Origin of the sequence: Nannocystis sp. (assembly GCF_016714285.1) — a bacterium.
In the GTDB taxonomy this organism is placed as follows: domain Bacteria; phylum Myxococcota_A; class Polyangia; order Nannocystales; family Nannocystaceae; genus Nannocystis.
The window spans coordinates 487,368-513,838 of record NZ_JADJNN010000002.1 but is presented as its reverse complement, the minus strand read 5'-3'; the positions used below and the strand labels follow the sequence as shown (position 1 = coordinate 513,838).

The 26,471-nt window shown below is 71.7% G+C and carries 24 protein-coding genes; 14 read left to right on the top strand and 10 right to left on the bottom strand.

Annotated elements, in window-relative coordinates; genetic code table 11:
* Positions 1-62: 62 nt before the first annotated feature.
* The gene (locus tag IPJ59_RS06310) at positions 63-851 is read left to right on the top strand and encodes an energy transducer TonB (protein WP_293248883.1); all 789 of its coding nucleotides are present in this window, start codon (positions 63-65) and stop codon (positions 849-851) included.
* A 58-nt stretch (positions 852-909) separates the two neighbouring features.
* Here IPJ59_RS06310 and IPJ59_RS06305 read toward each other — a convergent pair whose 3' ends face one another.
* The 3 genes from IPJ59_RS06305 to IPJ59_RS06295 form a co-directional block, all read right to left on the bottom strand.
* Complete coding sequence (locus IPJ59_RS06305) at positions 910-1,995, bottom strand: SMP-30/gluconolactonase/LRE family protein (protein ID WP_293270201.1); 1,086 nt, start codon at positions 1,993-1,995, stop codon at positions 910-912.
* Between the two features lie 75 nt (positions 1,996-2,070).
* A complete protein-coding gene (locus IPJ59_RS06300; RefSeq protein WP_293270199.1) occupies positions 2,071-3,234 on the bottom strand; it encodes an amidohydrolase family protein in 1,164 nt (387 codons plus the stop codon).
* Between the two features lie 32 nt (positions 3,235-3,266).
* Complete coding sequence (locus IPJ59_RS06295; protein WP_293270197.1) at positions 3,267-3,710, bottom strand: DoxX family protein; 444 nt, start codon at positions 3,708-3,710, stop codon at positions 3,267-3,269.
* A 176-nt stretch (positions 3,711-3,886) separates the two neighbouring features.
* Between IPJ59_RS06295 and IPJ59_RS06290 the strand changes: the two genes are divergently transcribed.
* The 4 genes from IPJ59_RS06290 to IPJ59_RS06275 all read left to right on the top strand — a co-directional run bounded on the left by IPJ59_RS06290 (position 3,887) and on the right by IPJ59_RS06275 (position 8,441).
* Entirely contained in the window at positions 3,887-4,813 is a 927-nt protein-coding gene (locus IPJ59_RS06290) for an alpha/beta fold hydrolase (protein WP_293248891.1), read from the top strand.
* Positions 4,814-4,833: 20 nt separating this feature from the next.
* Complete coding sequence (locus tag IPJ59_RS06285) at positions 4,834-5,832, top strand: lysophospholipid acyltransferase family protein (RefSeq protein WP_293248893.1); 999 nt, start codon at positions 4,834-4,836, stop codon at positions 5,830-5,832.
* A gap of 145 nt (positions 5,833-5,977) precedes the next feature.
* Positions 5,978-7,015 carry a DUF72 domain-containing protein gene (locus IPJ59_RS06280; RefSeq protein ID WP_293270196.1) on the top strand — a complete coding sequence of 346 codons (1,038 nt, stop codon included), beginning with the start codon at positions 5,978-5,980 and terminating at the stop codon, positions 7,013-7,015.
* A gap of 112 nt (positions 7,016-7,127) precedes the next feature.
* Complete coding sequence (locus IPJ59_RS06275) at positions 7,128-8,441, top strand: ABC1 kinase family protein (protein WP_293248897.1); 1,314 nt, start codon at positions 7,128-7,130, stop codon at positions 8,439-8,441.
* A 20-nt stretch (positions 8,442-8,461) separates the two neighbouring features.
* On the opposite strand, the gene IPJ59_RS06270 is transcribed toward IPJ59_RS06275, so the two are convergent.
* Entirely contained in the window at positions 8,462-10,171 is a 1,710-nt protein-coding gene (locus IPJ59_RS06270; protein ID WP_293270195.1) for an alkaline phosphatase family protein, read from the bottom strand.
* A gap of 127 nt (positions 10,172-10,298) precedes the next feature.
* Between IPJ59_RS06270 and IPJ59_RS06265 the strand changes: the two genes are divergently transcribed.
* Entirely contained in the window at positions 10,299-10,961 is a 663-nt protein-coding gene (locus tag IPJ59_RS06265) for a DUF4920 domain-containing protein (protein WP_293248903.1), read from the top strand.
* Here the strand turns inward: IPJ59_RS06265 and IPJ59_RS06260 are convergent.
* From IPJ59_RS06260 to IPJ59_RS06245, 4 genes are all read right to left on the bottom strand, one after another.
* A complete protein-coding gene (locus tag IPJ59_RS06260) occupies positions 10,958-11,632 on the bottom strand; it encodes a hypothetical protein (RefSeq protein WP_293270193.1) in 675 nt (224 codons plus the stop codon). The two genes, IPJ59_RS06265 and IPJ59_RS06260, sit on opposite strands and share 4 nt — an antisense overlap.
* An 88-nt stretch (positions 11,633-11,720) precedes the next feature.
* A complete protein-coding gene (locus IPJ59_RS06255; protein ID WP_293270191.1) occupies positions 11,721-12,974 on the bottom strand; it encodes an NHL repeat-containing protein in 1,254 nt (417 codons plus the stop codon).
* A gap of 336 nt (positions 12,975-13,310) precedes the next feature.
* Positions 13,311-13,949, bottom strand: coding sequence for a SanA/YdcF family protein (locus IPJ59_RS06250; RefSeq protein WP_293248912.1), 639 nt, complete (start codon positions 13,947-13,949; stop codon positions 13,311-13,313).
* A gap of 54 nt (positions 13,950-14,003) precedes the next feature.
* Entirely contained in the window at positions 14,004-15,122 is a 1,119-nt protein-coding gene (locus tag IPJ59_RS06245) for an MYXO-CTERM sorting domain-containing protein (RefSeq protein ID WP_293248915.1), read from the bottom strand.
* A gap of 207 nt (positions 15,123-15,329) precedes the next feature.
* On the opposite strand from IPJ59_RS06245, the gene IPJ59_RS06240 reads away from it, so the two are divergent.
* Positions 15,330-16,925, top strand: coding sequence for an aldehyde dehydrogenase family protein (locus IPJ59_RS06240; protein WP_293270189.1), 1,596 nt, complete (start codon positions 15,330-15,332; stop codon positions 16,923-16,925).
* Here IPJ59_RS06240 and IPJ59_RS06235 read toward each other — a convergent pair.
* Positions 16,850-17,647, bottom strand: a complete 798-nt coding sequence (locus tag IPJ59_RS06235) for a hypothetical protein (protein ID WP_293270187.1) — start codon at positions 17,645-17,647, stop codon at positions 16,850-16,852. The two genes, IPJ59_RS06240 and IPJ59_RS06235, sit on opposite strands and share 76 nt — an antisense overlap.
* A gap of 148 nt (positions 17,648-17,795) precedes the next feature.
* On the opposite strand from IPJ59_RS06235, the gene IPJ59_RS06230 reads away from it, so the two are divergent.
* Positions 17,796-18,947 carry a hypothetical protein gene (locus IPJ59_RS06230; RefSeq protein ID WP_293270185.1) on the top strand — a complete coding sequence of 384 codons (1,152 nt, stop codon included), beginning with the start codon at positions 17,796-17,798 and terminating at the stop codon, positions 18,945-18,947.
* An 11-nt stretch (positions 18,948-18,958) separates the two neighbouring features.
* Entirely contained in the window at positions 18,959-19,726 is a 768-nt protein-coding gene (locus IPJ59_RS06225; protein ID WP_293270183.1) for a polyamine aminopropyltransferase, read from the top strand.
* A 15-nt stretch (positions 19,727-19,741) separates the two neighbouring features.
* Here the strand turns inward: IPJ59_RS06225 and IPJ59_RS06220 are convergent, their stop codons facing one another.
* The gene (locus tag IPJ59_RS06220) at positions 19,742-20,854 is read right to left on the bottom strand and encodes a hypothetical protein (RefSeq protein ID WP_293270182.1); all 1,113 of its coding nucleotides are present in this window, start codon (positions 20,852-20,854) and stop codon (positions 19,742-19,744) included.
* Here IPJ59_RS06220 and IPJ59_RS06215 point away from each other — a divergent pair.
* The 5 genes from IPJ59_RS06215 to queG all read left to right on the top strand — a co-directional run bounded on the left by IPJ59_RS06215 (position 20,847) and on the right by queG (position 26,430).
* Complete coding sequence (locus IPJ59_RS06215; RefSeq protein ID WP_293248934.1) at positions 20,847-21,770, top strand: hypothetical protein; 924 nt, start codon at positions 20,847-20,849, stop codon at positions 21,768-21,770. The genes IPJ59_RS06220 and IPJ59_RS06215 overlap by 8 nt on opposite strands.
* Positions 21,771-21,799: 29 nt before the next feature.
* Positions 21,800-23,059: a vWA domain-containing protein gene (locus IPJ59_RS06210; protein WP_293270180.1), complete on the top strand. Its 1,260-nt coding sequence runs from the start codon at positions 21,800-21,802 to the stop codon at positions 23,057-23,059.
* A gap of 62 nt (positions 23,060-23,121) precedes the next feature.
* Positions 23,122-24,528: an amidohydrolase family protein gene (locus IPJ59_RS06205; RefSeq protein ID WP_293270178.1), complete on the top strand. Its 1,407-nt coding sequence runs from the start codon at positions 23,122-23,124 to the stop codon at positions 24,526-24,528.
* A 90-nt stretch (positions 24,529-24,618) separates the two neighbouring features.
* Positions 24,619-25,206 (top strand): NUDIX hydrolase, encoded by a 588-nt coding sequence (locus IPJ59_RS06200; protein ID WP_293248946.1) that lies wholly within the window; start codon positions 24,619-24,621, stop codon positions 25,204-25,206.
* A 3-nt stretch (positions 25,207-25,209) separates the two neighbouring features.
* Positions 25,210-26,430: a tRNA epoxyqueuosine(34) reductase QueG gene (gene queG / locus IPJ59_RS06195; RefSeq protein ID WP_293270176.1), complete on the top strand. Its 1,221-nt coding sequence runs from the start codon at positions 25,210-25,212 to the stop codon at positions 26,428-26,430.
* Positions 26,431-26,471 lie beyond the last annotated feature (41 nt).

Here is a 26,471-nt window from a genome sequence, read left to right as displayed (position 1 = left end):
ATCTCAAAACGAAACTTCCTACCGTTCCGTTTGTCATTCACCAGACAAACCGGAGGAAGTTCATGTTCGAGCACTACTTGCAGCACCAGGCCCCGGACAGCAAGCGTCGCGTCCGCATCGCCCTCGCCGTCAACGTCGCCGGCTTCGCCACTGCGGGGCTCGTCGGCTTCATGTGGCTGATGGACAAGATGATGATCGCCCAGGTCGCCCCGCCGACCACCAACTACGTCATGGTCCAGATGGCGATCGAGTCGTTCCCGCCGCCACCCGCACCACCCGCGGCGCCCGCGGTGAAGCCCGAGGAGGAGGTCAAGCCGGAGCCCGACGAGGATCCCCTGATCCCGCCCGAGACCTTCGCCGAGGAGCTGCCCACACCCAAGGCCCGGCCCAGTCGGATCGTCGGCAACGGCCTGCCGAACAGCACGGGAACGATCCCCTTCGGCGGTCCTCCGGGCGTCCCGGGCATCAAGGGCGGCATCCCCGGCCTCCCGCCGCCCGGCACCGGCATCGCCCAGCGCAGCGACAAGCCGCCAGCGGAGACCCGCACCCCGGTCCCGATCGCGACCGTGCGCGCCCAGGCGATCTACGCCCCACACCCCGACCAGAACAAGCTCGCGGCCACCAGGGCCGCCACCTTCGACCACCGCCCCGGCGCGAACGAGACCGCCTTCTGTGTCGACCCCCAGGGCCGCACGGTCGACGTGCGCACCGTCAAGAAATTCCCCAACGACCCCAAGATCGACGAGATCTGCCGCGACACGATCAAGACCTGGCGCTTCAAGCCCTTCCTCGTCGCCGGCAAGCCGACCCGCACCTGCAGCGTGCAGGTCTTCAACATCAGCTTCAAGTGACCCTCACTGCACGCTGACGATCGCCGCCCCCGGGAACTCGACCGTCACCGCGCAGCCCTCACTGCACGCTGACGATCGCCGCCCCCGGGAACTCGACCGTCACCGCGTACACGTCGCCCGGGTTGCCCGCGAGGTAGATCGTGTGGTCGTCGAAGCCCTCGCCGACGCCAAACTGCGCGTTGGCCACGTTGCTCGCGAACACCGCCAGCACGCTCGCCTCCGCCGTCGCCTCGCCGAGCTCGTCGAGCAGCACGCGATACAGCGTGCTGTTGCCCTGATCGACGACATACAGGTAGCCGCAGGCGTCGAGCGTGAGCCCGTCCGGGCTCGCGCCCGCGATCTCCGTCACCAGCTCCGGCGCCGCCGGCTCGCCCTGACCATCGATCGCCACCCGGCGGATCTGCCCGCTCTGGTAGTTCGTGTAGAAGAGCAGCGAGCGCTGCGGGTCGAACACCACCCCGTTCGCGCTGCTGGCGTCCTGACCCATCGCGATCACCTTCGGCTGCGGGTCGGCCCCGACGCGCAGCACCCGGTCGCCGCCGAACTCGGTGATCCACACGTCGCCCGCGAGGTCCGGGAAGATCCCATTCGGCCCCTGCACCATCGTCAAGAAGTCGCTGACCTGCCCGCGCGGATCGACCGCGATCACCTTGCCCGCCTGCGGCAACGCGACCAGCAGGCGACCGTCGCTCATGAAGCGCGTCCCGTACGCCGGCGGCACCGCCATCGCCAGCACCGTCTCACTCATGTCGGCCCGCACGACCACCACGTTGCCGTCCTTCTTGAGCGCCAGCCCCCCGTGCCCGTCGAACGCCAGGTCCTCGCTGCCCTCATAGCCGACGAACAGCTTCTGCGGCGCCACCTGCCCGTCCACCACGGCCTCGCAGTCGAGCGCATCACCGGTCGTGCCCGGCTCTCCGCTGCTGCCCGTCTCGCCGCCGGTCGCGAGCCCGCCCGTGCTGCCGCCGCTGCTGGCCTCGGCTCCCGTGGTCGGCACATCGCCGCTGCTCGTCCCGCCCCCGGTCGGCACATCGCCGCTGCTCGCCCCGCTCGAGCTGCTCGAGCCGCTCGTCGTCGCATCGCCACCATTGTCGCCGCAGCCGATCGCCAGCGCGGCGCACAGGGTCATGAAGGTCAAGCGCATCGCCGCAAGCTACGTCAGGCGCCGCGCCAACACAACGTCGCGAGCGCCGCGGACGTCGACAGTCAACACCCCGACTCACTGCGCCTGCACGACCCCGCGGATCAGCACCAGCGTCGGGCTCGCCAGCGTCAACGGATCGACCAGCGGATCGGCCGCGAGCAGCAGCACGCTCGCGTCCTTGCCCACCGCCACTGCTCCCAGCGGAGCGCCCAGGCCCGGCCAGCGACTCGCCGGCGCGCTGGTCCCCGCCGTCACGATCTCCTGCGGCGTCAGCCCGGCCGCCTGCAGCAGCATCAGCTCGCCGCCGTCGATCCCCGGCGTCGTCGTGTTGCCGAAGTCCGTCCCGTACAGCACCGTCACCCCCGCGGCCCGCAGCGCCGTCAGGTTGGCCAGCGTCGTCGGCGACCCGCCGAACGCCCGCAGCGTCGAGATCACCGTGCGCCCCGACCACGCCTGCACCGTCTTCGCCGACAGCGCCTCGGTCGGCGTGTGGGCCAGCACGTCCACGCCCGCGGCTGCCGCACGACGGGCCTGGTCGTCCGACAGCGCGTGGCTCACCACCGTCAACCCGAGCTCATGCGCCTGCGCGGCCGCGGCCGCGAGCGCCGCGTCATCGAGCTGCGGCCCGTCAGTGATCGGCAGCTTGATCACCCCGGCCCCGAGCGCGTGCAGCTGCTTCACCGCCGCCACCGCCGCGGCCGCGTCGGCGCACTCGCGGCCGTAGCCGCCTGCGCCCCAGCTCTGGGTCGGGTAGCCCTGGACCGCCGTGATCATCGGCCCGGCCGCCACCAGCCGCAGCGGCGCCAGCGAGGTCGTGAAGATCTCCGTCGGCGCCGCCAGGTCGACCACCGCAGCGACGCCGCCGGCCGCCATCTCGCTCGCCTCCGGCAGGTAGAGCAGGTGCACGTGACTGTCGATGAATGCCGCCGAGATCCACTTGCCCGTCGCGTCGATCACCTTCTCGCCCGCGATCGGCGTCAGCTCGCCGATCGCCGTGATCGTCCCGTCCTCCACCCGCACGTCCGCCGCGCCCAGTCCCACCACCGTCCCGCCGTCGAGCAACAAACCCCCCGCCGCCGCGCCGCCGCTCGAGCTCCCACCACTCGACTCCACCGCCTCGCCGCTGGTCGTCGGCGGCCCGCTGCTCACCATCTCCGTGCTCGCCTCGCTGACCCCGCCCGCGGGCTGCGAGGTGGCACACCCCGTCAACACCAACGCCAACAACCAGCGACCCTGCATGCGCCAGACTACGCCGTCATCGCGGCCGCAGATCACCGCCGCGGCTCGTCGCGGGTCATCCACCACGCGAGGGCGATGAGCGGCACCTGCAGAGGCAGCCGCGCCCACCAGATCCACGGCGCGATCGGCTCGGGCGTGAACTGCACCTGGTTCACCGCCATGTGGATGTTCGCCGGGAACACCGCCACCAGCAGCGCCACCAGCCCCCACGCCGCCACCCGGCGCAGGCGCGGGATCAGCAGCCCGACCCCGCCCGCGAGCTCGCAGACCCCGCTCACGTACACCAGCTCGCGGTGCCACGGCAGATACGGCGGCATCGCCAGCACAAAGAAGTTCGTGATCACGAAGTGCAGCACCCCCATGGCGATCATGAACAGGGCCAACAGCCCCCAGGCGACCCGCTTCCCCGGGGCTCGCGGGGCCCAGCCCGGGCTCCCTGCGCTCATCAATAACCTGTCCGAAAGGTCAGGTGACACGCGCCCATCTTACGCCGTCTTTCGCGCCGGGCGAAACTCGCCGGCAAATTCCGCGGGAAGCACACCTACGGGCCCGTGCGCAAGCTTTTGCACGCTTTCGTCTGTGATCCCCAGCACCACGAAGAGTCGCCGTTTCTTGGACTTTTGGCGCACGCTATCAGCACAAGAGCACCGACATGCTGACCGTACCCGAACGCATCGCCCGTCGAGTATTGAACGCCCAGGGTCTTCGCAGCCGCTTCCTGTCCACCCGCGTCGGACGCATGCACGTGCTCGACAGCGCGGGCACGGGGAGCCTGCCACCGATCGTCGTGCTGCACGGACTCAGCGCCAACGCGATCTGCTACGCCGGCCTGATCCGCCGCTTCGCCCCGCACTGTCGGCGAGTGATCGCCCCGGACATGCCGGCCCACGGCTTCAGCGAGGTCCCGGTCGGCGGCCTCAGCGATCAATCGATGGTCACTGCGCTCGGCGAAGTGCTCGACCGGGTCCTCAGCGAGACCAACGAGCCCGCGATCCTCGTCGGCAACTCGATGGGCGGCCTGGCCGCGGTCCGCTACGCCTGCGCCCGCCCCGAGCGGGTCGCCGGCCTCGCCCTCGTCTCGCCCGGTGGCGCCCCGATGCCCCCGGCCCAGTTCGCCCAGTTCCTCCGCACCTTCGAGATCTCCACCCACCGCGAGGCCCTCCGCTTCGTCGACGCCGTGTTCGCCAACGGCGCCGGCATCCTCCGCCACGCCCTCGCCCACGGCATCCGCCAGCGCTTCACCCACCCCCAGCTGCGCCAGCTCCTCACCAGCATCACCCCGGAGCACATGCTCAGCCCCGCCGAGCTGAGCGGCCTGCGCATGCCCACCCTCCTGATCTGGGGCCGTGAGGAACGTGTGCTCCCCCGCAGCCACCTCGAGTTCTTCCGCCGCCACCTCCCGGCCCGCTCCGAGATCGAAGAATGGCCGAATTTCGGCCACATCGGCTTCCTTGAGCAGCCCGAGGCCCTCGCGAACCGGGTCCTGGGCTTCGCCCGGGCCGCCACCGTCGGCGCGAAAAATCTTTCGCGGCGGTCGACGGGGTGTGGTGATTATGCAACACTCCGGGCATCCGCCTAGCCAAACCATATCCCCGGGGTGTGGAAGCCCCGATCCGCAAGCCGGTCGCCGTGGCGACGCCGGTCGCGTCCATCGTCCCCGGGCCTGAGGCCCGCGAGCACGGTGCCACGCTCCGCGCCGTCCCCAACCCGACGCCGGCCCTTCCCACCTTCAGCCCGGCCCTCACGCCAGCGCGGGCTCCTGTGCCGGCTTCCGCGCCGGCTCCCGCGCCCGCCGCAGCGCCCGAGTGGGCCCGCGTGCGCCCCTCGGCGCTGGCCGCCGCCGTGTCCGCCTTCGACAAGCTGGCCCGCTATCACCGCCTCGATGTGCGCGGCCTCGAGCACATCCCGGTCGACGGCCCGGCGCTCCTGGTCGGCAACCACAACGGCGGCCTGAACCCGGTCGACGGCCTTTTCCTCGTCCACTACTACCGCAGCTGCGGCTACGAGCGGCCGATCTACATCCTGGCGCACGACATCCTGTTCCGCGTCAAGAAGATGGCCGACGTGCTCGAGTCGGTCGGCATCATCCGCGCCCGCAAGGGCCAGGCGCGCGAGCTCCTGGCCTCGGGGCACAAGGTGCTCGTGTTCCCGGGCGGCGACATCGAGTCGATGCGCCCGTTCCACCAGCGCAAGAAGATCGTGCTCGCCGAGCGTCAGGGCTTCATCCACCTGGCCCTTCGGACAGGCGCGCCGATCGTCCCGATCGTCAGCGCCGGCTCGCACGAGACGATGATGGTGCTCTCGCAAGGCACACGCATCGCCCGCCTGATGAACCTGCCGCGCTTCGCCCGCATCAGCTCGCTGCCGCTGCAGCTGGCGGCCCCCTGGGGCCTGATGTGGGGCCCCACCTGCGCCCTGCCGTATCTCCCGCTCCCGGCCAAGATCACCGTGCAGATCGGCCAAGCGATCGCCATCCCCCAGTGCGACGAGCCGGAGATCGGCGAGCGCTCCCCCGCGATCTACAACCAGGTCCAGGGCACCATGCAGGCGATCCTCGACCAGCTGTACAGCGAGCGCCTGTTCCCGATCCTCGGCTGACCGAACCCCGGCGCGAGCTACCTGTCCCTTCGGACACCCGCGCTCGCTGACGACGCGCCCCATCACCTGTCCCTTCGAACACCCGTCGCTGCGCTGCGCCTCGGTTTGCGCGCGCGCGATCTTGCGATAGCCTGCCGTCAACACCATGGCAGGCCAGAATCAGCTCGACCTCTTCGGCGCCCCGCCGCCCGCCGCCCCGCGCCCCACGCGTGGCAGCGTGGCCGTGCCAGTCGCGCCCGCCGAGCACCCGCCCGAGCTCGCCGCGCTCGCCCAGGTGATGCCGCCGCAGCTGCGCCTCGGCACCTCCTCGTGGGCCTATCCCGGCTGGGCCGACCTCGTCTACGACCGGCCGCACCCGCTGCCGCGGCTGTCACGGGAGGGCCTCCCCGCCTACGCCGCGCACCCGCTGCTGCGCGCCGTCGGCATCGACCGCAGCTACTACGCCCCGCTCAAGGAGGAGGAGTTCGCCACCTACGCCGCCCAGGTCCCGGCCGACTTCCGCTTCCTCATCAAGGCCCACGACGCCTGCACGATCGCCGTGTACCCGCGGCACGCCCGCTACGGCGCGATGCGAGGCCAGCCGAACCCTCGCTTCCTCGATCCGGTCTACGCGAGCGAGCAGGTCGTCGGCCCCACCCTCGCCGGCCTCGGCGAGCGCGCCGGTCCCTTGCTGTTCCAATTCTCGCCGACCGATGTCGACCACTTCGGCGGCCCGCGCTGGTTCGCCGAGCGCCTGCAACGCTTCCTCTCCGGCCTGCCCCGCGGCCCGCTCTACGCGGTGGAGCTCCGCAACCGCGAGCTGCTCACCGGCGCCTACGCCGACGCCCTCGCCAGCTGCGGCGCCTCGCACTGCATCAACGTCTACCCCGGCATGCCCGCGCCGACCCTGCAGTTCGAGCGCACCCGCCAGGAGCACGCCCCCGCGATCGTGTGCCGCTGGATGCTGCACCCGCTGATGAAGTGGGACCAGGCCGAACTGGCCTACGCCCCCTTCGACCACATCGTCGACGCCGACGAGGACCGCCGCCGCGAGCTCGCGCGCATCATCCTGCGCGCCGAGACGCTCGGCCTCCCGCACCACTGCATCGTCAACAACAACGCCGAGGGCTGCGCCCCGCGGACCATCGCCGAGCTCGCGCGCCACGTCGCCGTCGCCCGCGCACACGCGACGACCACACCATGAGCTCGCGCCCGGCACGCATCACGAGCCCCACGAGCCAGTGAGCCGGCGCAGCGCGAGGTCGCGGGCTTGCGCGCTGCGGGCCAGGCGGGCAGAGTACGAGCTCGAGGGTGCGATGAGCGAGGGACCTGTGACCAAGGGCCGGCGGTTCTTCAGGCTCGCCACCATGACCGCCCAGGTCGCGGGCAGCTACGCGACCACGCGGCTCAAGTCGATCTTCCAGTCGGAGGAGGCCGCCGAGGTCGACCGCAAGGCCGCCCACGAGCGCAACGGCAGCCGCATCGCCCGCACGCTCGGCGAGCTCAAGGGCGCCGTGATGAAGGTCGGCCAGATGGCCTCGATCGCCAGCGACATCCTGCCGCGCGAGCTGGCCGAGGCCCTGCGCGGCCTCCAGCGCGAGGCCCCGCCGGTCGACTACGAGGTCATCGCCGGGCAGATCGAGCGCGAGCTCGGGGCCCCGCCCGAGGCCCTGTTCCGCAGCTTCGACCGCACCCCCTTCGCCTCCGCGTCGATCGGCCAGGTCCACCGCGCCGTCAGCGATGACGGCCGCGAGGTCGTCGTCAAGGTCCAGTACCCCGGGGTCGACACCGCCGTCAGCTCCGACCTCTCGCAGCTCAAGCTGGTGCTCAAGGCCAGCGGCCTCATCAAGGTGCGCAAGCAGGCGCTCGACGAGGTCTTCCGCGAGGTCAAGGCCCGCCTCCACGAGGAGCTCGACTACTGCAACGAGGCCGACAACGTCCGCCGCTTCCGCGAGTTCCACCGCCAGCACCCCTTCGTGTGCATCCCCGAGGTCGTCGGCGAGCGCTCAGCACAGCGGGTGCTCACCCTCACCTACGAGCCGGGGGACCACATCTCCGAGCTCGACGCCCGCGGCTACTCGCAGGCCACGCGCGACCTCCTGGGCCAGCACCTGTTTCAGATGCTCGTCAGCCAGCTGTTCGAGTTTCGCAACCTCCACGCCGACCCGAACCCCGGCAACCTCGCCTTCCGCCCCGACGGCACGATCGTCCTCTACGACTTCGGCTGCGTGAAGCAGATCCCCGACGCCATCATCGACGCCTACGGCGCGACGATCCGCTGCGGCCTCGAGGAGGACTACGTCGGCGTCGAGGCCGGCCTGCGGGCGCTCGGCGTGCTGAACCCCGACGGCCCGCGCGTCGAGCCCTTGTACTACAAGGCCTGGCGCGACATCTTCGCCCTCCCCTTCCTCGGCGACCAGACCTTCGACTTCGCCGCCTCCACGATCCACGACGACGTGATCAAGCAGGTGCCCGGCGCCCTCAAGCGCATGGAGTCGTTCCAGCCGCCCTCCGAGCTCGTCTTCATCGATCGGGCGATCGCCGGCCACTACGGCAACCTGCGCAAGGTCGGCGCCCGCGGCCGCTTCCTCGCCATGCTCCGCCCCTATCTTTACGCCCAGCCGGCCTGACGCCGCCCGCGAGCGCCAGCTCAGCGCCCGCGCACCAGCGCCGCCAGGCTGTGGCCGTCGAGGTCGTCCGGTCGCATCACGCCGAGCAGCTCCGCCACAGTCGGCGCCACGTCCACGGTGCCCACCGGTTGCTCGTGCATCCCCGGCCGCACCCCCGCGCCGAAGAACAGCACCGGCACGTGCGTGTCGTACGCATAGGGCGAGCCGTGGCTGGTCCCGTGGGCCTCCGCGTCGACCAGCTGCCACTGCTTGAAGCGCAGCTGCACGTCGGGGCTGCGCGGCGCGAAGTAGCTGCGCTGATAACGACCGAGGAAGGGCCGCTGCTCATCGTTCGCGGGGCCGGCGAGCTCATCCGCAGTGAAGGCGTCGGCCACGAAGTCGAGCTTGCGCAGCGCCGCGGCCACCTCGGCGCGCAGCGAGACCACGTCGACCTTGCCCGCCTCCGCCGCGGCGCGGTCGAGCCACACGCCGTCCTCACCGAGGTACTTGAGCGTCCGCGTCGGCAGCCCGAGGCGAGCCAGCGCCCCGGTGACCGCCGCCCGCGCCTGACTCTGATAGTCCGCCGTGACGATCCGCCGCGCCGAGTGATGCCCACGCAGCTGCGCCTCCTCGGGCAGCGGCAGCGCCCCGTGGTCGGCCGTGAGCGCCACCACGTAGCTGTCCTTTCCGACATGTTCGTCGAGGTACGCGAGCAGCTCGCCGAGGTAGCCGTCGAGGCGCAGGTAGTAGTCCTCGACCTCGTGGCTGAAGGGGCCGTAGGCGTGGCCCACATAGTCGGCGCTCGAGCAGCTGATCATCAACAGGTCGGGCACATCGTCGACACCGAGCCGCTCGGCCTCGATCAGCGCCTGCGCGAACTTCAGGGTCATCTCGTCGCCGAAGGGCGTCTTGAGCAGCCCCTTGGCGAAGGCCGCCCGCGCCGCCGGCGTGCCGTCGTCGAACATGTGCGGGAACTCGGTGTGCACCCCGTCGGCCTCCGCCTCCACCCGGTCGGGCCCCGAGCGCAGGTAGGCCGACGAGTCGCGCACCCGCGTCCAGCCGTCGACGAAGCGCAGCAGCGCCGCCCCGCTGGCGTTGAAGGCCCCCACCCAGGCCGGCAGCGGCGCCCCGTCGGCGTACCAGCTCGACGACACGTAGCCGGCCATCTCGGGGCTGTACCAGTAGGCGCGGTCCGGCAGCTTGCCGCCCATCAGCACCGCCGCCCGATCCTTGAGCGCCACCGAGAACACCCGCGCCGCCGGCTCATGCGCCTTCAGCCAGTCACCGAGCGCGCGCCGCTGCAGCAGCCGCGGCGAGCGACCGGGCACTGTGCCGGTGACGTCGGCCGCGGTCAGCACCGGCTGGACCTTGTCGTCCTCGACCGAGATCACCGCGGCACCGGTCGCGCGGTCGTACCACTCGTTGGCGACGATGCCGTGGCGCGACGGGTGCGTGCCGGTGGCCGCCGACGCGTGCCCCGGCGCCGTGTACGTCAGCGCGTGCTGCACGTGCCCCTGCGTGAACCAGGCCCCTTCGCGGCGAAATCGGGCCAGGCCGCCGCGGTACAGGTCGCCGTAGCGCATCAAATAATCCGCACGCATCTGGTCGACCACCACCACGACCGCCAAGCGCGGCCGGTGGACCGCGGTCGGCGGCGCCGGCACGCTGCCCGTATCACACCCGCCGAGCCCCACCGCGAGCGCGACCGCGAGAGCCAACAGACAGCAGGTGTTGCGAGGACGCGACGGCACGGGCCGCTTGTTGTACGACTCGCGCCCCCGCAAGACCAGCGCTGTGAGCCAGGGCGCGCCCCCTGACCCCTGGCTCGCGTTGACAGCCCTGCGAGCCCCCCCGCACACTCCGGGCGAGGAACTGTCGATGCGTATCACCTGCCTGAATCCCCTCGCCCTCGCCCTGGTCCTCGCCGCCGGCTGCAACAACGCCCCCGCACCCGCCGCCGCTGCCAAACCCGTCGAGGCCAAGGTCGTCGCCGCGGAGCCAGCCAAGCCCGCCGAGGTCAAGGTCGCCGCTGCCGAGCCCGCCAAGTCCGCCGAGGACGAGGAAGAGGGCTGCATCTACAAGGACGCCGCCAAGGAGAAGCACGAAGAGGCCGGCTGCCCGCACGGCGGCGGCGGCGAGGCGGCCCCCGGCAGCACCACCCCCGGCCACTTCGGCGCCGTGTTCGCCCTCAAGGACAACAAGCCGCTCTCGCAGGTGCTGGCCAGCGCCAAGGCCGGCCTCACGGACCCCGTGCAGGTCACCGGCGAGGTCGAGTCCGTGTGCCAGAAGAAGGGCTGCTGGCTGGTCGTGAAGGACGGCGAGGCCCAGGCCCGCGTGCTCATGAAGGACCACGCCTTCACCATCCCGATGGACACCAAGGGCAAGCCCGTCGTCGTCGAGGGCACGATCGAGGCCCGCACCTTCAACGAGGCCCAGGTCAAGCACCTCGAGAAGGACGCCGGCAAGGACCCCGCCGCGGTCTCCGGCGAGCGCACCGAGTACGTGCTCACCGCCACCGCCATCGAGCTCAAGAACAGCTAGCCGCCGTCCTGGCAGCTCAGCTTGCCCATCCCGTCGTCGACACAGGCGGCGGGGCAGAACTCGTCCATGTACGGGGCGGCGCAGTCGCAGCTCGCCACCCCGCCGCACTCGAGCGGCACCGGCACGCACTGCGTGCCGCTGGCCTGGTGCTCGACACAGGTCCAGCCGTCCCCGCAGCCGTCCAGCGGACAGCCCCGGCCGATGCAGTAGCGCGACTCGACGCAGGGCCCCCAGCACTCGTCCTTCACCGACACCGTCGTGCCCTTCGGACAGTCCGGCAGCAGCGTGTCGCAGGTCACCGCCCCCTCGCACTCGACCTCCGCGAACACGCAGCGCCCCATCCGGCAGGCCACACCGATCCCATCGCGCAGCTGTGCGTCGCAGGTCGACTGCAAGCACATGCCCTCGCACGGCGCCACCTCGGCGTCCGCCGGCTTCGCGCTGCACTCGCAGCAGTTGTTGACCAGCACGCAGTCGGCCGCGACCTCGCACTCGGCCACCAGCGCCGGCCCCCCGGTGGTCCCGGTGGTCGGCGCCTCGCCAGTCGACCCCGTCGACCCGCCGCCGGTGCTCGTACCCTCGCTGCCATCGGACCCCGGCCCGCACGCGACGAGCACAACCAACACACTACCCAGCGCAGTGGCAAAACGACGAAGACCCGGACGCATCATGCGCCCGAGTCTACGCCACCCGCCCCCCCCACGCGCTAGCCCGAAGGCGTGCCCCCTGGCCAGGTCGCGGCCAGAGCCCGTGCCGACCCTAGCCCGAGGGCGTGCCCACGTTGCTGAGGGCGAAGCCAGTCATGTCGCTGTAGGTGTAGGCGCCGACCAGCCCCTCGAAGGTCTGCAGGGTGCCGTCCTTCGGGTCGACCCGGTACGCCTGCGAGCCCATCGATACGCCCCACACGTAGCCATAGAAGTCGATGCTGATCCCGTGCACGTACTGCGGCACCGGGAAGTTCTGCTTGACCGCCATGGTCACCGTGTCGAGCGCGACGATGTCGCCGCCGCCACCGCTCATGTAGAGCGTGCCGGCCCCGTCCTCCATGCAGCCGCCGCTGCCGCCCGCGGGCACGACCTGCCACTGCTCGGTCATCGGGTCGAAGCGCGCCGCGTTGCTCGAGCAGGTCCACACATAGCCCTTCGAGTCGACCGTCATGCCGTAGCCCGAGGTCGCCATCGGCCACTGCTTCGACTGCTTGGTCTGCAGGTCGATGAACACCAGCCAACCCTGGCTCAGCTGCGAGCCCCAGAAGTTGCCGTTCTTGTCGACCGCCGCGCCGTAGATCCCGTAGAAGTCGGGGTTGATCCCGTTGATCGGGATCGTCGCCTCGATCGCCCCAGTGTCGCCGTTGACCAGCAGCACGTCGACCGAGCCGTCCTCCGGGACGTTGTTGCCCGAGGTCCACACCTTCTGGTTGGTGTAGGTGCAGGTCCCCTGATTGAAGGTGCCCTGCGTCCACGCGGCCGGGCGCTGGCTGGCATACGCCATCGGCGTGTGCCAGGCGCGACACTCCTCCTGGTCCCACGGCAGGAAGTTGGCGTCGACCGCGGTCTGGATCCCCGGGATGCCGTTGCTCTCGACGCAGTCCTCGATGCGCGCGTGGAACTTGGTGAAGCCGCCCTCACGGCTGGCGGTGACCACGTCGCCGGACAGGTTCACCGAGGTGCGCGACGGGTTACCCGCGCCGTCCGGGCGCACCATGTAGCGCCCGAGCTCGACCAACGTCTGCGTGTCGATCTTGCTGATCGTGTTCTGCGCGCTGTTGGCGATCCAGATGTACGAGAAGTCCGGATCGTCGCCGCCCATGCCGCCGCCGCAGGTCGGCACGCCGAAGTCCGGCTGCTTGCCCACGTCCGTCTTCGGCGTGCTGTCGTTCGAGTCCGACACCGGCGAGGTCGCGGTAATGTCGTCCGTCCCCTGACTGTCGCTGTTGCTGTTGCTGCCGACGGTCACGCCGCTCGTGGCGCTGCCCTCCGTCGGCGCCGGCTCGGTCGGCGACGAGTCGCTCACGGTGACAAGGCTCGCCGCCGTTGGACTGGTGCTGGTGCTCTCGGCGCCGCTATCGCGACCCCCGCTGTCACCGCAACCAACCACCACCGACGCGAAAATCAAGGTCTTAAGCTCGTTGCGCATCGCTCTCGCCTCCGACCTGGGGACGCCCCAGTTCCACTCGGACCCTACCCCCAAAACACCCGGTCGTACACCCGTATACAGTGTTATCACGCGAGTAATTTCTGAACTCGCCGCTTGTGGTCCGCAGGCCCCTCACCGACCGGGCTATCTGCACCCTCCCCACAATCACGGCAGCGACCGAAGTACGTAGAAAGACGCCGCCTCGCCTCGCCGTCAGGGGCGCGCCCAGCGGACATCGATCCACGCCCGCATGCGAGCCACCGCCTCCCGCCTCCCGTTGGCCGCCTCGCCGCCGTAGCAGCGCGCATCAGCGACCAACCCGACCGCGGCGATCCCCGCCGCCTGGGCCAGGAACAACGACCGCGGCAGGTGAAATCGTTGCGTGCAGATCACCGCCCGCCGCACCCCCAGCTGCGCCGCCCGCACCATCGTCGCCCACGTGCGCAGACCCGCCGGGTCGACCACCAGCGCCGGCCTCACAACCCCGCGCCGCTCGAGCCACGCGGCCATCGCCGCCGCCTCCTCCGGCCCGCCCGACACCAGCACCCGCGTCACCGCGCCGGCCCGCAGCAGCGCCAGCCCGGCGACCAGGCGGTCGGCCAACATATCCGAGGGCGTCCCGTCGGGAAACACATACGCCCCCGGCACGATCGCCGCGTCACACGACATGACCTCCGCGACATGTTCGAAGAGACAGCCATCACTCGCCGCCGCGATCGCCCGGTCAGCCCGGCCCGCGAGGCCCGTCGCCGCGCCGATCGCCGCCAGCAGCCGCAGCGGCGCCGCCCGCAGCTCGCGCCGCAACCGCCGCGCCGCGCCCACGCTCCGCCGCTCGTCGCCCACGTCGTTCACCTGCGCCGATCGTCGCTCATGTCGTTTACCTGCGCCGCTCGTCGCTCACATCGTTCACCTGCGCCGACGTCGACGCCCGACGCCGACACAGGCGAGCAGCGCCAGGGCCCACGGCGCACCTGGCCCGCCTGGCCTGCCTGCCACGCTACAGTTGAAGGCCGCGTCGTTGGAGGTGTAGACCTCGGCGTCGGCCGCCTGCAGCCACACCTCGGCCGCGTGCCCGGCCGCCTGCGCGTGCACCCGCTTCTGCTTCGACGGGTCCGGGTCGTGCTCGTAGAACAGCAGGTCGCCGATCTGCTCGAAGGCCCGGCCCGGGAACTCCCACTCGAAGCCGACGCCGTAGATCGGCCGGCGCCACTCGTCGTGGGCCTGCGCGACCACCAGCCACTCGCCCTCGGCCTCGCCCTCGGCCTCGGCGGTGACCCCGCGCTTGCGCTGGATGAGGTCGATCGCCGCCACCTGCGTCGGGAACACCACGTCGACGTCGACCGTGTCGAGCAGCCGCTCGCCGAGCCACAGCTCGATCGTGTCGCGGCCCGGGTCGCCGACCGTGATCTGCAGGACGTCGCGGCTGTCCATCAGCGGCGACTCGAGCATCTCGGCCACGATCGTCGGCTGCATCACCAGCTTGAGCGGCGTCGAGCCCTGCAGCACCAGGTCGTCGTCGATGTACTGCACGAGGAACGACGCCGTCCCGCCCGCGAGGATCTGCGGCCGCGGCGTCTCGCCGGCGAAGTCCGCGTCCTCCAGCGCCGTGATCGCCGTGGCGAACAGCTTGACCCGCGTCGGCATGCGCACCTCCGCCGCCGCGCTGCCCTTGACCTCGCCCTTGGCGTCGAGCAGCAGCAGGTCCGCGCTCCCGACCCCCGCCGCGATCACGTCGATCGCCAGGGTGTGCGAGTCGAGCCAGCGCGGCTCGCCGTCCCGCAGCTTGATCACCGCCGGGTCGCTGACCCGCACCGTCCAGCCGACCATGCTCTCGTCGCGCCCGCGGTCCTCCACGAACACCGTGAACTCGGTCCCGATCACGTACGGCGTCGACAGCTCGTCGCCGAACTCGGCCCGCGGCATCAGCTCGCGCGCCCGGCTGCTCACCGAGTCCGTGAACGCGTACTCGCTGGTACACCCACCCAACAGCACCGCGGCGAACAACGACAGCGTGGCGATCCGCATACTCTCCACGCTACGCCTCGCTCGCCCCCCGCTCAAGACTCACTGCCACTGGCCACCGATCAAGATCCATAAAAAGATCACGGTCGGACGCGCCGCGGTCCGGCCGCCGCGCGACCGCGCGACGACGTGGGCCCGGTCACTCCGCCTCGGGGTCCCGAAGCCCCTCCGCGGCCGCATGGCGCCGAATTGCGGTAGGGTGCCGCCGCCATGGACTCGCCCAGCACGCCCCTCACGCTCGCCCCGCCGCCGCAAGAGCGCACCACGATCCGCTGCACGGACCCCGCCACCGGGGAGCTGCTCGGCGAGGTCCCGGTCATGGACGGCGCCGAGGTCCAGGCCCGGCTCGAGCGGGCCCGCGCGGCCCAGCTCGCCTGGCGCGAGACCAGCTTCGCCCAGCGTCGCCGCGTGGTCCGGCGGATCCTCGACCACGTGCTCGAGCACAGCGACGAGCTGTGCCGCATGATCGCCCGCGACGCCGGCAAGACCCTCGAGAACGCCGCCGTCGAGCTGTGGCCGGTCTGCGAGGCCATGCGCTGGAACCTGGCCCACGCCGAGAAGGCCCTCCGGCCGCAGAAGGTCAGCTCCGGCCTGCTGGTCCACAAGTCGGCCCGCGTCGAGTACCACCCGCTCGGCGTCATCGGCGTCATCTGCCCGTGGAACTTCCCGCTGCAGAACGTCCTCGCCCCGGCGATCCCCGCGATCATGGCCGGCAACGCCGCGCTGGTGAAGGTCAGCGAGTGGACCTCGTGGTCAGCCGCCCGCATCCAGCAGATCTTCGACGAGGCCCTGCGCGCCGAGGGCCACAGCGTCGACCTCGTCCAGCTCATCACCGGCTACGGCCCGACCGGCGCCGCCCTCGTCACCAGCGGCGTCGACAAGATCGTGTTCACCGGATCGATCGGCAACGGCAAGCGCGTCCTCCAGGCCAGCGTCGACAACCTCACCCCCGTCATCCTCGAGCTCGGCGGCAAGGACCCGATGATCGTCTGCGACGACGCCGACCTCGAGCAGGCCGTACACAACGCCCTCGTCGGCACCCTCACCTCCGCCGGCCAGCTGTGCATGGCCGCCGAGCGCATCTACGTGTTCGCCGCCGTCCACGACGAGTTCGTGGCCATGGCCGCCCGCATCGTCGGTCAGCTGCGCCAGGGCGCCCCCCTCGGCGACCAGCGCGTCGACGTCGGCGCGATGACCATGCCCGGCCAGGTCGACATCGTCGAGCGCCTGGTCGACGACGCCGTCGCCCGCGGCGCCCGGGCGATCGTCGGCGGCAAGCGCAGCCCGACGGGCCAGTTCTTCCAGCCCACGATCCTGGTCGACGTCGACCACTCGATGGCGATCATGCGCGAGGAGACCTTCGGCCCGGTCATGGCGATCATGCGGGTCCGCGACGAGCACGAGGCCATCGCCCTCGCCAACGACTGCGCCTACGGCCTCAGCTCCTCGGTCTTCACCCGCGACCACGCCCGCGGCGAGCGCATCGCCCGGCAGATCGTCGCCGGCTCCACCGTCATCAACGACTTCGCCATGCACTACATGGCCCAGGACCTCCCCTTCGGCGGCGTCCGCGGCTCCGGCTTCGGCCGCCTCAACGGCCCCGAGGGCCTGCGCGGCATGTGCAACGTCAAGGCCGTCGTCAGCGACCGCCTCCCCTTCCACAACGCCCTCAAGATGTACCCCGTGCAGCCCGCCGCCTACGACACCGCCCGCGGCGTGTTCAAGCTGCTCTACAGCGGCAGCCTCGTCGGCCGCGCCCGCGGCCTCGTCGACATCGGCCGCGCCCTGCTCCGCCGCCGCCGCTGAGCCCGGTGCACGGTCGGCCGCGCCCGCGGCTCAACCAGTGCACAGCTTGTCCTGGCAGCCCGTCCCTCGCAGTCGCAGAAGCGCGTCCCGCACGTGTCGTCGTTCGCGCACTCGAGCGAGTCCGGGCACTTCTTGCCGAACGAGCAGTCGAGCACGCACACCTTCACCTGATTCGGCCCCTTGGGCACGCACAGCGGCTTGGCCGTCCCGCCCATCGGCCCGCTCACGCAGTCCGCGTCGACGTCGCACTCGCGTGTGCAGTAGCTCCACGTCACGAAGAACGATCCATTCGGGTCAACGCCGCCGGGCCCGTCAACCACCAGACACGCCGGGTCCTCGGCCGGGCACATGCTGTTGTCGCCGCCCTTGCACTCATCGAACGAGATCGGCACCACCGGCTCGCCCGTGCTCGCATCGCCCGTGCTCGACGCGTCCCCCGTGCTCCCGGTCTCCTCGACCGTGCCCGTGCTCGCGCCGCTGCTCGACCCCTCGCCCGTGCTCCCGGTCGCCGAATCGCTGGCCCCGCTGGTCGTCGGCGCGACCGTCGCCTCACCCGTGCTCCCGCTCGTCGTCACCTCCACGGTGCCCCCGCTGCTCGCCCCACTCGTGCTGGCGTCGCTGGTGCTCGCATCGCTGGTGCCGGGGTCGCCCGGCTTACACGCGGAGCTCACCGCGAAGGACATGAACAGAGTGCCGAGCGTGCCGAGGGTTCTTGAGTGCATGGGCCGCGCCCCAAGCAACCCGCGTGCCACGCCCCGAAGGCCGCCCCAGGCCTCTCCCTGACCAACCACCCTGACACTCACGCCACGGCCCGCTGACACCCGCGCCCGATCGCCACCCACACCGCCAGCTTCTTGCATATAAGAACGCATGCCCGCCGGGCCCGCCGCACCTCACACTCTCGGCGACCAAGGCCCCACCGCGCCGACCACGACCCCGGACCGCGAGCACCGCAGCCGCGCCTGGCTCGCCCTCCTCCTCCTCGCAGCCGGCCACGCCGCCCTCCGCCTGGCGATGAATCACGAGTTCGAGGGCGCCCCCTGGGACGAGCTCCTCGACTTCAGCGCCGCCAAACCCTTCGGCCTGCGCGTGCTCGTCCCCCTGCTCGCCTGGCCCCTGCACGCCCTCCTGCGCGTCCCGACCCTGTGGGTCTTCGGCCTCTTCGAGCTGCTCGCCACCGCCGCCCTCGTCCTCGCCACCGCCGCCGCCCTGCGCCCCTTCGTCCCCCCGCGCTGGCCCGCCGCCCTCGGCGTGCTGCTGGTGCTGCTCCTCCCGGTCGCCTTCCTCCTGCAGCACCGCTGGCCGATCTTCTACCCCTACGACACCCCCGCGATGGCCTTCACCGCCGGCGGCGTGGCCCTGCTGCTCCATCGCCGCTGGCGCGCCGCCGCCTGCCTCGGCTTCCTCGCCGCCCTCAACCGCGAGAGCGCGATCCTCCTGCCCGCCTGCGCCCTCGCCCTCCACCTGTCCCTCCGGACATCCCAACCTGTCCCCGCGGACCTGTCCCTCCAGCCATCCCAACCTGTCCCTCCAGACCTGTCCCTCCAGCCATCCCAACCTGTCCCTCCAGACCTGTCCCTCCAGCCACCCCAACCCCTCCAGCTCCAGCCATCCCCGCTGCGCCAGCTGCTCCCGCCCGTGCTCGCGCTCCTCGCCGCCGTGCTCGCCGCCCGCGGCCTCGTCAGCCTGGCCCTGCGCGACAACCCCGGCGCGCCCATGCAGCTGCTCGTCGACGGCACCCCGCGCCTGCTCGCCAACCTCGCCTGGCTCGAGGAGCCCGCCCACTGGCTGCGCCTGCCCGCCTACCTCGGCTACCTCCCGCTCGCCTGGCCGCTGCTGCGCGCGTGGATGCCCGCCCCCCTGCGCCGCCTCGGCTGGGTCGCCGCGGCCTACCTCGGCGCCCTCATGTTCGTCGCCAACATCGACGAGCCCCGCGTCTACGGCGAGGCGATCGTCCTGCTGTTCCTTCCGACCGCCGTCGCCCTCGCCCGCTGGCTGCGCGGCGACCCGCCCGCGGTGTAGACTCGCCCGCGATGGTCGCCGGTCCCCTCAGCGACGCGCAGAAGCACCAGCTCTTCGCCGAGTTCCAGCGACGCCTGCGCAGCTGCGTCCCGTGGTCGCCAGCCATGCCCTACGCGACTGAGCTCAACATCATCGGCGACAGCTACCACACCCTCAACGTCTTCCCCGAGCTCGCCCCCTCCGACGCCCCCGTCGCCGAGCTGAACCCGGCCGAGCGCGCCGACTCCCCCGGCAAACAGTTCCGCTACTGCATCCGCCTCCACCGCGCCGGCCGCCAGCTCATGACCTGGTACGGCGACAAGACCGGCAGCGTGATCTTCGACAGCGACGTCCTGATCCCCGCGATCTACCAATGCCGTGACGGCGAGCCCGGCGTGTGGAACGAGCACCCGTGGATGTCGATCACCCCCGCGGAGATCCTCACCCTGCGCGAGGGCTCGCGCCTGGCGAAGGGCCGCGTCGTGATCGCCGGCCTCGGCCTCGGCCACCAGCTCATCGAGGTCAGCAAGCGCCTCGGCGTCAAGGAGATCGTGCTCGTCGAGCTCAGCCAGGAGCTGGTCGACTTCTACCTCCCGCGCGTCCGCCCCCACATCAAGAAGCGCCTCACCGTGCTCGTCGGCGACGCCTACCAGATCGTCCCCACCCTCAGCGCCGACGTCGCCCTCATCGACATCTTCCCCAACTACGGCGGCAACGAGGCCGCCACCCAGGAGCTCGCCCGCCGCAGCCCGAAGATCAAGAAGATGTGGGGCTGGGGCACCGCGGCCCTCTACCTCTGACGCCTCACCACGACCTCACCACGGCAAAATCTCAAAGCAGCTGCACATCTCCCAGGCCCCGAAGCACAGGTCGCCCGGCGCCTGGTCGAGCTGGGCCACGAAGGCGTCGAGCGCCGCCTGCGTCAGCTTGTCGTTCTCCACCACAGTCAGGCTGTTCACCTGATGCAGCAGCGGCGCCCCGGCGAGCGCCACCAGCCCGTCGTTGTTGGCGATCCCGAAGTCGGAGACCTTGGTCAGCGCATCGAGCCCCTTGAGGTCCACGAGCCCGTCCATCCCGTCGACCTCTGGCCCGACCTTGAGGCAGTCCCCGAGCACGAACAACCCCGCCACGTCCTCAAGCTTGTGCAGCCCGTGCAACGTGGTGAGCAAGGGCAGCCCGCTCAGCGTCAGCGAGCCCGCGTGCTTGTACTGCGCCAGCGGCTCCAGCTCCGTGACCAGCGGCAACCCGCTCAGCGTCAGGTGCCCGTGCGTCAGCATCTCCAGCCCCGCGAGGCTCGTCAGCGCCGGTGAGTCGAGGATCTGCACCGCGACATCCACCGCCCCGTCCGCCTGCGCCAGCAACCCCTCGGCCCCGACAAGACTGGCCAGCGCCGCGTTGCCCGCGATCGTCAGCGAGAAGTAGTCACTCGCGATCGTCCACCCAGCCAGCTCGCCCAGGTCGACCAGCTCTGGATTGTCGAACAGCGCGATCGCCTCCACCCCCGTCAGCGCCGGCAAGCCCGGCAGCGCAGCGACACCGGTCGCACGCACCACGATCTGGCGCAGGTCCACCAGCCCCGCCAGCGCCGACAGGTCCGTCAACGCCGGCATCGCGTTCAGCTGCAAACTCGTGCTCACCCCGCGCAGACACGCCAGCGGCGCCAGATCTGCGAGCACCTGATTGTCGCTGATCGTCAGCCCGCCGGCGATGGTGTGCAGGTCGGCCAGCCCCGCCAGCCCCGCCGCGTCGACGTCGCCAGCGATGAACACGTCCCCCACCACCAGGGTCACGCACTTCAACCAGCCCGTGTCGTCGCCCGGCCCGATGTTGATGTTGCCGACAAACATCGAGGTCCGGTCGCACGCGCTCGCGCACCCCTCCAGCGGCGCCCCCGTGCTCGCGCCGGACTCACCGCTACCGGTGCTCATCGCGTCCGTGCCGGTCCCCGGCAGCTGCGCCCCGCTGCTCCCCTCACCCGTCGATCCGCCGCTCGCGTCGCTCGTCGGCACCTCGCTCGTCGGCGCCTCGCTCGTCGGCGCCGCACTCGTCGGCGCCTCGCCAGTCGCAGCCACCCCGGTGTCCGTGGCGCTCGCCTCGCCGGTGCTCGTCTCACTCAGCGCGACCCGATCGCTGCACCCGACCACCAGCACGAGCCCGATCTTCCACGTCCGCATCCCGCGAGCATCCACCCACCCCGACCTCCACGCCAGACACCTGTCCCAAGAGACAGTCCATCGACATGTCCCCAAGGACATGGCCGATCCGCCACGCACGGCGCTGCCCCCCGGCTTTACAATCCCCCTAAACCGCGCTAACCGGGTCCTCTCGCGGCCCATGTTCTATTTCGCGCTGCTCTGGCTACGCCTGCTCACGCTGCCTCCTGAGCCCGCTTCCCGGGCCGGCGCCGCCATGGTCGGACGCCCCGACCTCGCCGACGAGCTCGTCTCCATCTGTCGCCGCGAGTCCCCCGGCAGCGGCTGCGACGAGCTCGTCGGCCTCCACCCGCCCACCAGGAACCCGGTCCAGGCGATGTACCGCAAGGCCGTCGCCAGGGGCTGGCTCGCCACCTGCCCGCTCAACACGGCCCGCGACTACCACGACCGCGAGCGCTTCGGCGTCCGCGGCGTGCACGGCCTCTCGGCCGCCTACTCGCTGTGGCACCTCGGCCCCTGCCTCGCCCCCGAGCTGCTCGACCTGCCCTTCCTGTCCGCCGTGGTCGCCGCCCGGCGCGCGACCTACCAGTGCGAGGCGCCCCACCTGCGCGCGTGCACCCGCCAGGCCCGCCACCGCCTGTGGGTCGGCGCCGCCAAGTACGACCGCCAACGCGCCCACGGCCAGCGCTGACCCGCGACCTCGCCTGTTACCCTGGCCCGATGTCGCCGCCGCGCCCGACGATCTGCCTGGTCCTCGCGATGTTCGTCGCCACCTGCGGCCCCGGCGATCCGCCCGCCGACGACACCAGCCCCGGCACAACAAGCACCACCGTCGCCACCACCGTCACGACCACCAGCGAAACCACCACCACCACCGAGCTCCCGACCTCGAGCTCCACCTCATCGACGTCCACCTCGGCCAGCGATTCCTGCGTCACCTTCGACCCCAACAGCTGCGGCGAGTCCATCGTCACCATCGACATCTCCCCCGCCCTCTTCGTCTTCGCGCTCGAGAAATCAGTCTCGATGGTCAGCGACCCGAAGGGCCTGTGGGACCACGACGCCGACGACCTCGACGACGACGGCCAGAGCGACCTCGACCCGCAGCAACCCGCAACCCCGAAGACGACCCGCTGGGCCAGCCTGCACCACGCCGTCGACGCCACCCTCACCAGCTTCGACGCCTCGCTCATCACCGGCCTGTCCCTGTTCCCGAGCGACGCAGCGACCCTGGACTACACGCCCGCCGCCTGCCCCGTCGATGACCCGCTCACCGTCCCCCTCGCCGCGAAGAATTCGATCTCGATCCTCGCCGCGCTGCCGCCCGCCGACGCCACCGACCTCAAGGGCGCGTCGCCCGGCGCCGCCGCGATCGCCGTCGCCACCGCCGAGCTCGCTGCCGCCGACCCCGCCTTCACCCGCCACATCGTCTACGTCAGCGACGGCGCCGCCAACTGTCGCGCCGGCAGCGACCCGCCCGACCTGTTCGAAAAGTTCGACGACTCCCTCCTCGATCAGATCGCCGCCGCCACCGCCCAGGAGATCACGACCCACGTCGTCGGCATCGCGATCCCCGACCTCGTGAGCCCGGCCGTCAAGGACGGCGAGCCCGACAGCGTCAACAACCACGACCTCCTGAACCAGCTCGCCACCCTCGGCGGCGCCCCGCTGCCCGGCCCCGACCAGTTCCACGCCGCCACCCGCGAGTCCGACCTGCTCGCCGCCCTCGACGCGATCGCCCGCGCCTCGCTGTCCTGCGTCGTGACCCTCGACCCACCGCCACAATTCCCCGACACCACCGAGATCAACGTCAACGACATCCATTACGGCCGGGCCAAGGTCACCGACTGCGCCAGCGAGGACGGCTGGCACTTCCTCGACGACGGCGTCACCGCCGAGCTCTGCGGCCTCGCCTGCCGCGACTTCCAGCAGGCCGGCACCCTCGACGCCAACTACCGCTGCCACGACACCCCCTGCTGACCCCTCGCAGCCTTCCACCCGATCGCTTGGCGCGCCCGCCTCGCCCGGGCATCCTCGCCGCCATGCTCCGCCGCTCGCTCCTCGCCGCCGCCCTCGCCTCCTGCGCCCCGGCGACCTCGACCACCCCGCCGCAAGAGCCCGCCGCGCTGTGCCCGGTCGCGCCGCTCCCCGCCACCGTACCTGCCCCTTCGAACATGTCCCTCGCGCCAGCCTCCGCCATTGCAGCGCCGCTGCTGCTGCGCAACGCCCGGGTCATCGACGGCAGCGGCGCCGCCCCGCGCCCCGGCCTCGACATCCTCCTCAGCGACGGCCGCATCGCCCAGATCGGCCGCGACAACGAGCGCCTCACCGCGCCCGCCGGCGCCCGCACCCTCGATCTCGCCGGCCGCACCCTCCTGCCCGGCCTCATCGACGCCCACACCCACCTCGGCGCCGAGCCGCAGCAGAGCCACGCCGAGGGCGTCGCCCTCGCGGTCAGCAGCAGCGACGCCGACGCCGCCCTGCGCGGGGCCGCCAACGCCCGCGCCACCCTGCTCGCCGGCTTCACCACCGTGCGCAACGTCGGCGGCACCCTGGCCGAACGCAGCCTGCGCGACGCGATCGCCCACGGCGTCGTCCCCGGCCCGCGCATCCTGGTCGCCAACTACTCGATCGGCATGACCGGCGGCCACTGCGACGACACCAACGGCCTGCGCCCCGATGTCTTCGGCGGCCCGCCCGACTTCCGCGTCGGCATCGCCGACGGCCCCGACGAGCTCCGCAAGGCCGTCCGCCACCAGATCAAGCTCGGCGCCGATGTCATCAAGATCTGCGCCACCGGCGGCGTGCTCTCGCAGGGCGACGGCGTCGGCGCGCCGCAGCTCAGCCGCGCCGAGATGCAGGCCGTCGTCGACGAGGCCACCCGCGCCGGCCGCAAGGTCGCCGCCCACGCCCACGGCACCCTCGGCATCCACGAGGCCGTCCTCGCCGGCGTCCACAGCATCGAACACGGCAGCGTCCTCGACGACGCCACCATCGCCCTCATGAAGCGCCGCGGCACCTACCTCGTGCCGACCGTCGCCGTCGGCCAGTACGTCGAGGCCGCCGCCACCGCCGGCAAGCTCTCCCCCGACTCCGCCGCCAAGGCGCGAGAGATCGCCCCACGCATGCGCGAGAGCGTCGTCAAGGCCCACAAAGCCGGCGTCAAGCTGGCCTACGGCACCGACGCCGGCGTGTTCGAACACGGCAGCAACGCCCGCGAATTCGTCAGCCTCACCGCCCTCGGCATCCCCGCAATGGACGTCATCGTCGCCGCCACCCGCAACGCCGCCGACCTCCTCGGCCTCCGCGACCTCGGCCAGATCAAGGTCGGCTTCATCGCCGACCTCGTCGTCGTCGACGGCGACCCCCTCCTCGACGCCCACGCCCTCGAGCGCCCGCTCCTCGTCATCCAGTCCGGCACGATCGTCCGCGACGACCTCACCCCGTGACCCGGCACGATCGACCTGCCCCGCACACGACCCGCGACAACCTCACCCCGTGACCCCGCGCCCACCATTCGCGTGTGCCATCATCCCGCCGTGCAGATCCCCCGCGACCTGAGCCTGCGCCTCGACGCGGTCGACGGCCCGCTCGCGGACCCCACCCCGCTGCGCCACGCCGCCGTCCTCGCGGCCCTGCTCCCCGGCGAGCACACGCGCATCCTCCTGATCGAGCGCGCCAGCCACCTGCGCAGCCACGCCGGCCAGCTCGCCTTCCCCGGCGGCAAGCCCGAGCCCGACGACCGCGACCTCCTCGACACCGCCCTGCGCGAGGCCGAGGAGGAGGTCGGCCTGCCGCGCGACCAGGTCCAGATCCTCGGCCGCCTCGCCCCCGTCCCGGTCCCCAGCGGCTACCTCATCATCCCCTTCGTCGGCCTCGTCGCCGGCGACTTCACCCCGCGCAGCAACGACGCCGAGGTCAAGGCCGTGATCACCCCCACCCTGCAACAGCTCGCCGACCCCCAGCTCTATCGCTTCGTCGGCACCCGCGAGTGGCAAGGCCAGCTCTACTCCTTGCACGAGTTCAACATCCACGACCCACCTCTGTGGGGCGCGACAGCCCGCATGGTCCACGACCTCCTGCGCCGCATGGAGCTGATCCCCCACAACCCCGACGCCGCCCTGTGAGCGATGCCCGAGCCCACGCCCACGCCGATCCTCACCCCCGCGCTGCTCGCCGAGCTCGCCATCCACGCCGAGTCCGTCGGCCTCTTGCGCCTCGGCGCCGTCGACCTCCACCACCCCGGCTTCGCCCCCGCGCACGCCGCCCTCGACCGCTTCCTCGCCGCCGGCAAGGCCGGTGAGATGGACTTCCTGGTCCGCACCGGCGAGGTCCGCAAGCACCCCGAGCAGATGCTCCCCGGCGCGCGCACGCTGCTGGTCGCCGCCGTGCCCTACACCGGCGAACCCGGCCCCGTCGCCCGCTACGCCCGAACCCGCGACTACCACACCGTCATCCACCAGCGCCTCATCGCCCTCGAGCGCCAGCTCCACGCGCTGCTCCCCGGCGTCGCCACCCTGATCTGCGTCGACACCAAGCCCGTGCTCGAGCGCAGCGCCGCCGCCCTCGCCGGCCTCGGCTTCCTCGGCAAGCACGGCTGCCTGATCGTCCCCGGCCTCGGCAGCTACGTCCTGCTCGGTGAGATCCTCTGCACCGCCGAATACCAGACCACCACGCCCGGCCACCGCACCGCCGAATACCAGACCACCACCGCCACCACGCCTGGCCTCCCGTGGGACGCCTGCGGCGCCTGCACCCGCTGCCTCGACGCCTGTCCGACCGCCGCCTTCGACGGCCCCGGCGACCTCGACCCGCGACGCTGCATCAGCTACCTGACGATCGAACACCGCGGCCCTGTCCCGGACCACCTCGCCGATCGCCTCGGCGAACGCGTCGCCGGCTGCGACGTGTGCCAGGAGGTCTGCCCCTACAACGCCAGCAGCACCCGCGACCGCCGCGTCCCCGCGATCGCCTGGATCGACCCCGCCCCGCGCCCGCTCGCCGACGTCGACGAGCTCGCCGCGATCAGCCCCTCCCAGTATCGCGCGCAAGTGCGCCACCTCGCCGTGCGACGGATCCCCCGCAAGCAGATGCGGCGAAACGCCCTGCTCGCGCTCGGCAACCGCAGCGCCGAGGTCAGCCCGCGGGAGCTCCACGCCGTCGCCCTCGGCCTCCTCGACCCCGACCCGCAGATCGCCGCCGCGGCCCGCCGCGCTGGCGAGCGCCGCCACATCAGCGAACCCGCCGAGGCCCTCGCCCGCGAGCTCCAGGCCCGCCTGGTCGCAGCGGCTCCAGATGAAGACGCCGCCCGGGACAGTGCGATCACGCTGCGCCGCGAGGACACCGACTAACCCGCGATCTCCCGGCCGCCCTCCTCGGATATCATGCGAGA

What these genes read in the sequence shown, in the direction of transcription:
- IPJ59_RS06305 (WP_293270201.1), bottom strand. Translation starts at nt 1,995, where the DNA reads ATGCGCTTGACCTTCATGACCCTGTGCGCCGCGCTGGCGATCGGCTGC.
- IPJ59_RS06220 (WP_293270182.1), bottom strand. Translation starts at nt 20,854, where the DNA reads ATGAGCACCGGTAGCGGTGAGTCCGGCGCGAGCACGGGGGCGCCGCTG.
- IPJ59_RS06280 (WP_293270196.1), top strand. Translation starts at nt 5,978, where the DNA reads ATGGCAGGCCAGAATCAGCTCGACCTCTTCGGCGCCCCGCCGCCCGCC.
- IPJ59_RS06235 (WP_293270187.1), bottom strand. Translation starts at nt 17,647, where the DNA reads ATGCACTCAAGAACCCTCGGCACGCTCGGCACTCTGTTCATGTCCTTC.
- IPJ59_RS06275 (WP_293248897.1), top strand. Translation starts at nt 7,128, where the DNA reads ATGAGCGAGGGACCTGTGACCAAGGGCCGGCGGTTCTTCAGGCTCGCC.
- IPJ59_RS06310 (WP_293248883.1), top strand. Translation starts at nt 63, where the DNA reads ATGTTCGAGCACTACTTGCAGCACCAGGCCCCGGACAGCAAGCGTCGC.
- queG (WP_293270176.1), top strand. Translation starts at nt 25,210, where the DNA reads ATGCCCGAGCCCACGCCCACGCCGATCCTCACCCCCGCGCTGCTCGCC.
- IPJ59_RS06260 (WP_293270193.1), bottom strand. Translation starts at nt 11,632, where the DNA reads ATGATGCGTCCGGGTCTTCGTCGTTTTGCCACTGCGCTGGGTAGTGTG.
- IPJ59_RS06205 (WP_293270178.1), top strand. Translation starts at nt 23,122, where the DNA reads ATGCTCCGCCGCTCGCTCCTCGCCGCCGCCCTCGCCTCCTGCGCCCCG.
- IPJ59_RS06225 (WP_293270183.1), top strand. Translation starts at nt 18,959, where the DNA reads ATGGTCGCCGGTCCCCTCAGCGACGCGCAGAAGCACCAGCTCTTCGCC.
- IPJ59_RS06300 (WP_293270199.1), bottom strand. Translation starts at nt 3,234, where the DNA reads ATGCAGGGTCGCTGGTTGTTGGCGTTGGTGTTGACGGGGTGTGCCACC.
- IPJ59_RS06230 (WP_293270185.1), top strand. Translation starts at nt 17,796, where the DNA reads ATGCCCGCCGGGCCCGCCGCACCTCACACTCTCGGCGACCAAGGCCCC.
- IPJ59_RS06240 (WP_293270189.1), top strand. Translation starts at nt 15,330, where the DNA reads ATGGACTCGCCCAGCACGCCCCTCACGCTCGCCCCGCCGCCGCAAGAG.
- IPJ59_RS06290 (WP_293248891.1), top strand. Translation starts at nt 3,887, where the DNA reads ATGCTGACCGTACCCGAACGCATCGCCCGTCGAGTATTGAACGCCCAG.
- IPJ59_RS06265 (WP_293248903.1), top strand. Translation starts at nt 10,299, where the DNA reads ATGCGTATCACCTGCCTGAATCCCCTCGCCCTCGCCCTGGTCCTCGCC.
- IPJ59_RS06210 (WP_293270180.1), top strand. Translation starts at nt 21,800, where the DNA reads ATGTCGCCGCCGCGCCCGACGATCTGCCTGGTCCTCGCGATGTTCGTC.
- IPJ59_RS06245 (WP_293248915.1), bottom strand. Translation starts at nt 15,122, where the DNA reads ATGCGGATCGCCACGCTGTCGTTGTTCGCCGCGGTGCTGTTGGGTGGG.